Annotated in this window: 4 protein-coding genes; all 4 read left to right on the top strand. The window is 51.4% G+C overall.

Translation table 11 applies throughout. The features are described from left to right. The first annotated feature begins 574 nt into the window (after nucleotides 1–574). The 4 genes from trxB to aat all read left to right on the top strand — a co-directional run bounded on the left by trxB (nucleotide 575) and on the right by aat (nucleotide 5,911). The gene (gene trxB / locus ABDW13_RS23060; protein ID WP_343554834.1) at nucleotides 575–1,540 is read left to right on the top strand and encodes a thioredoxin-disulfide reductase; all 966 of its coding nucleotides are present in this window, start codon (nucleotides 575–577) and stop codon (nucleotides 1,538–1,540) included. A gap of 145 nt (nucleotides 1,541–1,685) precedes the next feature. After that, nucleotides 1,686–3,455, top strand: a complete 1,770-nt coding sequence (gene cydD / locus ABDW13_RS23055) for a cysteine/glutathione ABC transporter permease/ATP-binding protein CydD (RefSeq protein ID WP_343554833.1) — start codon at nucleotides 1,686–1,688, stop codon at nucleotides 3,453–3,455. Beyond that, nucleotides 3,455–5,185 (top strand): cysteine/glutathione ABC transporter ATP-binding protein/permease CydC, encoded by a 1,731-nt coding sequence (gene cydC, locus ABDW13_RS23050; protein WP_343554835.1) that lies wholly within the window; start codon nucleotides 3,455–3,457, stop codon nucleotides 5,183–5,185. The genes cydD and cydC overlap by 1 nt, the downstream gene beginning before the upstream one ends. Nucleotides 5,186–5,218: 33 nt before the next feature. Further along, the gene (gene aat / locus ABDW13_RS23045) at nucleotides 5,219–5,911 is read left to right on the top strand and encodes a leucyl/phenylalanyl-tRNA--protein transferase (protein ID WP_343554832.1); all 693 of its coding nucleotides are present in this window, start codon (nucleotides 5,219–5,221) and stop codon (nucleotides 5,909–5,911) included. The last annotated feature ends 138 nt before the right edge of the window (nucleotides 5,912–6,049 follow it).

Below are 6,049 nucleotides of genomic sequence, written 5' to 3'. Positions count from 1 at the left end.
TTTCTGTCGATACGATCTAAATCTTTTCCGGGGCGTTTCTTATTGTCTACCATTATTATTGTCTCTCTTAATTCCTTCCCTTTACCTGCCACACCCTGAAAACGCTCATTGTTCAGGGCCTTACTGAAGTGAAGACCATAAGCCTGTGCAGTAATGCGACCATCCGTATGACGCATGTTGTCTGTCCACATCATGCGTCATTACCAATGTCAGGCTGAGTTTATTCGGCTAAAAAGCCCAAAACAGAAATGAAATCCTGTTTTGAAGCGCTAAATATTCTCTGCTTCTCCCAATGTTTTCGCAAAAGCGCAGGCGATTGTCAAAGTAAAACATCCAAATTCAGTACAAGATGCCAGATAGAGTTCTGGGTTGCTGTTTTTAAATGAGAATTTTTATGCTGCTGCACCACTAATTGCCGAGCTTTGCCCCCTTTTGGCGCAACAGGCGTGCAGAATTTGCACTCATCGTCTACGCCGCTTGCAGTGATTGTTAACAAAATTGCTGAAGCCTTTTTTTGCGACGTTAATTTCCCTACAATCAAAAACTATGTTGTCAGAAAAAAATTGAGGAACGCATGAGTACCGCCAAACACAGTAAGCTGCTCATTTTGGGCTCCGGTCCTGCTGGATACACCGCTGCGGTATACGCCGCGCGCGCTAACCTAAATCCAGTGTTAATTACTGGTTTAGAGAAAGGTGGCCAGCTGACCACAACCACTGAAGTGGAAAACTGGCCTGGCGATCCCAACGATCTGACCGGCCCAGCGTTGATGGAACGTATGCAAGAGCATGCGGAGAAATTCAACACCGAGATCATTTTTGACCACATTCACACTGTCGATTTGCAAAATCGCCCGTTCCGTTTAGTGGGTGATAGCGGCGAATACACCGCGGATGCCTTAATTATCGCCACTGGCGCATCAGCACGTTATCTCGGCCTGCCATCGGAAGAAGCCTTCAAGGGCAAAGGCGTTTCTGCCTGTGCTACCTGTGATGGTTTCTTCTATCGCAACCAGAAAGTCGCGGTGATTGGCGGCGGAAATACCGCCGTTGAGGAAGCGCTTTATTTGGCTAATATCGCTGCTGAAGTACATCTGATTCACCGCCGTGATAGCTTCCGCGCAGAGAAAATCTTGATCGATCGCCTGATGGAAAAAGTGCGTAATGGCAACATCGTTTTGCATACTGACCGCACGCTGGATGAAGTGGTTGGCGATCAGATGGGCGTCACCGGTGTAAAACTGCTTTCAACTAAAGGTGAAGCGCCTGAATCACTGGACGTTGCCGGTCTGTTTGTTGCCATTGGTCACAGCCCGAACACCGCGATTTTTGATGGTCAGCTCGATTTAGAGAACGGCTACATCAAAGTGCAATCCGGTTTGCTCGGCAACGCAACGCAAACCAGCATCCCTGGCGTGTTTGCGGCTGGCGACGTTATGGATCATATTTATCGTCAGGCAATTACTTCAGCAGGCACCGGTTGTATGGCCGCGCTGGATGCTGAACGTTTCCTCGATGGTTTGGTTAAAAACGATAAGTAAGTTGTTAATAACCTGATCATAATCATCAGAAGGCGACCTGTTTTGGTCGCCTTTTTTGTTACCTGCGTGCTACAGTTCTGGCGCCCGACATTGCTGGGTTTTCATCCGGGATTCGCATCTCTTTTGAGTTACCAAACGGCATCGCATGAACAAATCACGGCAACAAGAACTTCTCCGCTGGCTTCGTCAGCAACGTCATCATGGCGCACGCAGTTTGCGAGCAGCCTCGGTGTTTGGATTCGCCAGTGCCTTGGTGCTGATCGCCCAAGCCTGGTTGCTGGCTTCGCTGTTGCAAAATTTGATTGTGGCGCAGCTACCGCGTGCATCACTCCTCAGCGATTTCCTGTTTTTACTCATTTGCTTCGCATTACGCGCGGGCTTTAATTACGCACGTGAAATGGCCGGCCACCGCGCGGGCGTCGCCATTCGCCGTGCATTACGCCAGCAAGTATTAAACCGGTTGGATGAATTGGGCCCGGCGTGGATTCAGGGCAAACCTGCGGGCAGTTGGGCGACTTTGCTGCTCGAACAAATTGAAGAGATGCAGGAATATTACGCGCGCTATCTACCTCAAATGTCGTTGGCCGTTTTTATTCCGTTAGCTATTTTGATCGCGATTTTCCCGATCAATTGGGCTGCCGGACTGATTTTGCTGGTCACCGCGCCGCTAATCCCGCTGTTTATGGCGATGGTTGGCATGGGTGCGGCAGATGCCAACCGCCGTAACTTTCTTGCCCTCGCCCGCCTAAGCGGTGACTTTTATGATCGTCTGCGCGGCCGTGAAACACTACGTTTGTTCTATCGTGCGGACGCCGAACAGCAGGCTATCGCCGCCAGCACCACCGATTTTCGTCAGCGCACCATGGAAGTGTTGCGATTGGCTTTCCTTTCTTCCGCAGTGCTGGAATTTTTTGCCTCACTGGCGATTGCGGTAGTCGCGGTTTACTTCGGTTTTTCCTATCTGGGCGAGCTAAATTTTGGTCATTACCACACTGGCGTCACGCTGTTCGCCGGTTTTCTCGCCTTAATACTGGCACCCGAATTTTTCCAGCCGCTGCGCGATTTAGGCACCTTCTACCATGCTAAAGCCCAGGCGATTGGTGGCGCTGATGCGCTGGATACCTTCCTGCGTGAAAGCCCGGATGCGTCTAACACACCTGCTACTGATGCATTTTCTCCCAATGCGGCATTGAACATTCAAGCGCAGGATTTGGTGGTGATGACAGCAAACGGTCACGCACTTTCGCAACCGCTAAATTTCACGCTGGAAGCAGGCAAACGCGTGGCATTGGTTGGGCAAAGCGGCGCAGGAAAAACCGCGCTGATGAATGTCTTGCTCGGTTTTTTGCCGTATCAAGGTTCTCTGCTTATCAATGGACAGGAATTGAGAGACATCAATCGCGAAAGTTGGCAGCAGCATCTCGCTTGGGTTGGTCAGAATCCTCATTTACCCGCATTAACGCTGCGAGAGAATTTACACCTCAGCACCGATGTTGATGACGCTACGCTCGCCAATGTACTGCAGCGTGCCGGCATCGACGAATTCATAGATCGCTTGCCACAAGGTTTGGATACGGTACTAGGCGATGGCGGCATTGGCCTTTCTGTGGGTCAGGCTCAGCGAGTTGCCGTGGCGCGTGCGCTACTCAAACCGGCAAATCTTTTACTTCTTGATGAGCCAGGTTCTGGCCTCGACAGTCAAAGCGAGCAGCACGTTACTCGTGCCCTGCAACATGCCGCCACGCAACAAACCACGTTGATGATCACTCATCAGCTAAACGATTTAGCCAACTGGGACGAAGTGTGGGTCATGCAATCTGGGCAACTGGTACAGCAAGGGCATTGGCAACAGTTGATTGAGCAAGAAGGGCCGTTGCGAGAAATGGCTCAGCACCGCCAGATGGAGATCGCATGATGAACAATTTACTGCCGTTCTTGCGTCTATTTCGCCGCCATCCTTGGCGTCTGGGGCTTGGCGTCATTCTTGCCATTGTGACCTTACTCGCCAGCATCGGCTTATTAACTTTATCTGGCTGGTTCCTGGCGGCGTCGTCATTAGCGGGTGTTGCAGGGTTGTACAGTTTTAACTATATGCTTCCCGCTGCGGGCGTTCGCGGTGCAGCAATCACGCGCACAGCTGCACGCTATTTTGAGCGACTGGTAAGCCACGATGCTACTTTCCGCGTTTTGCAGCATTTACGCGTTTTCACCTTCGGCAAACTCATTGCATTGGCACCTGAACAATTAGCACGTTTCCGCCAGGGTGAATTGCTAAACCGTTTTGTCAGCGATGTCGATACGCTTGACCATCTCTATTTACGCGTGATTTCGCCGTTGATCGGTGCGGCGGTGGTGATCGTGTTCGTCACCTGCGGTTTAGCTTGGTTAGATATGCCGCTGGCGCTGATCCTTGGCGGCATTATGCTGCTAACGCTGCTCATCATGCCGCCACTATTTTGGCGGCTCGGTGCTTCCGCAGGGCAACAGATTGCACAACATCAAGCCAGTTGGCGCTTGCAGTTAACGCAATGGATTACTGGATTATCAGAACTGAAAATCTACGGCGCTGCGCAATTGTGGCGCAGCCAACTCGATCAAGAAGAAGTGAATTGGCAGCAGGCACAACACCAACAGCATCGTTTACAAGCACTGGCACAAAGCCTGTTGCTGGTGATCAGCGGCGCGACAGTGACGTTATTACTGTGGTTATCGGCAGCAGGCGTTGGCGAAAACAGTGCGCCAGGGGCGTTTATCGCGCTGTTTGTCTTCTGTGCATTAGCTGCATTTGAAGCGCTAGCTCCGGTTGCCGGTGCGTTTCTGCCGCTGTCCCAAGTCACCAGCGCCGCCCAACGCGTACAGGAGATTATCGAACAGCCGCCTTCTATCCTCTTTCCCAGCGAAAAAGTTGTCAGCGCGCCGGGCATTAAATTGCAAATTGAAAACGTCAGTTTCAGCTATCCACAACGCCCTGAACCGGTGCTGCAAAATTTCTCGCTAACACTCAACGCTGGCGAACATCTGGCGCTGCTCGGCCCCACCGGTTGTGGTAAATCCAGCTTACTGGCATTGATAACGCGCGGCTGGGAAGCGCAACAAGGTTTCATCAGCTTAAATGACATCGCCATTGAAGAGTGGGATGAAGCATCGCTGCGCCAGCGCATTAGTTTCGTGACCCAGCGCGTTCATCTGTTCAGCCAAACGCTGCGCGATAATTTACTGCTGGCGCAACCCAATGCCAGTGATGAACAGTTGCAAGACGTGTTGCATCAAGTTGGGCTATCGCATCTCGTCGAGCAGGACGAAGGATTAAATGCCTGGATGGGCGATGGCGGCCGACCGCTCTCTGGCGGCGAATTGCGTCGTTTGGCAATAGCGCGCGCGCTGTTACACGACGGGGATTTATGGTTACTCGACGAACCGACCGAAGGTTTGGATGCCACCACGGAACAACAGATTTTAGCGTTGTTACAACGCGTCAGTGTTGGAAAAGCACTGATTATGGTCACGCATCGTCTGAGTGGTTTAGCGGTCATGGATCGCATCTGTGTGATGGATCAAGGGCAGATTATTGAATCCGGTACTCATGCCGAATTAATCTCAAAAACCGGTCGCTACTGGCGTTTCCATCAACGCTTTACGCTATAGTCTTAGCCAACGGCACTGAGTGTGATTAACGCAATGAGACTGATACAGCTTTCACGCGATTCGTTAAATTTTCCACCACCGGAAATGGCGCTGCGCGAGCCAAATGGATTATTGGCGATGGGCGGCGATCTTTCCCCTGCCCGCCTGATGAATGCTTATCAGCGCGGGATTTTCCCGTGGTTTTCTCCTGGCGATCCGATTTTATGGTGGTCGCCGGATCCGCGCGCCGTGATGTTACCCGAATCCTTCCATCTCAGTCGCAGCATGGCACGTTTTCATAAGCGGTCGCCGTTTCGTGTCACCATGAATCATGCGTTTCCTCAGGTTTTGGAAGGTTGCGCCAGTGGCCGACAAGAAGGAACCTGGATCACCTTTGAAGTTAAGCGCGCATGGCTGCGTTTGTACGAATTAGGTCATGCGCATTCGATTGAAGTATGGCGTGAACAACAGCTAGTCGGTGGCATGTACGGGCTAGCACTGGGACAAATTTTTTGCGGTGAATCGATGTTCAGTCGCCAGGAAAATGCGTCGAAAACTGCGCTGTGGGTATTCTCGCAGCATTTTCTTGCGCACCAGGGTCGGCTGATTGATTGCCAGGTGCTAAACCCGCACACCGCCTCGCTCGGTGCAGTGGAAATTCCCCGCGTTGATTATTTACAGTACGTGCAAACGCTGGCGTGGCAACCGGTTTTAGACAATTGCTGGCAAACACAAACCCTTTTTTGATATTGCTCGCAGATGTTTTGCACACAATTCCCGACAAAAGTGATACAATAAGCGAGTTTGGTATGTCGTCCGCGCTTCGCTGTGGCGAGCCGGAATTGCCAGGTTGGGAATCTCACACATTTCCCGAAGCTGTTTTGA

Origin of the sequence: Pantoea sp. (assembly GCF_039594315.1) — a bacterium.
Lineage (GTDB): Bacteria > Pseudomonadota > Gammaproteobacteria > Enterobacterales > Enterobacteriaceae > Pantoea.
The sequence above is the reverse complement of the archived record's forward strand: the minus strand, read 5'-3'. Positions and strand labels throughout refer to the sequence as shown.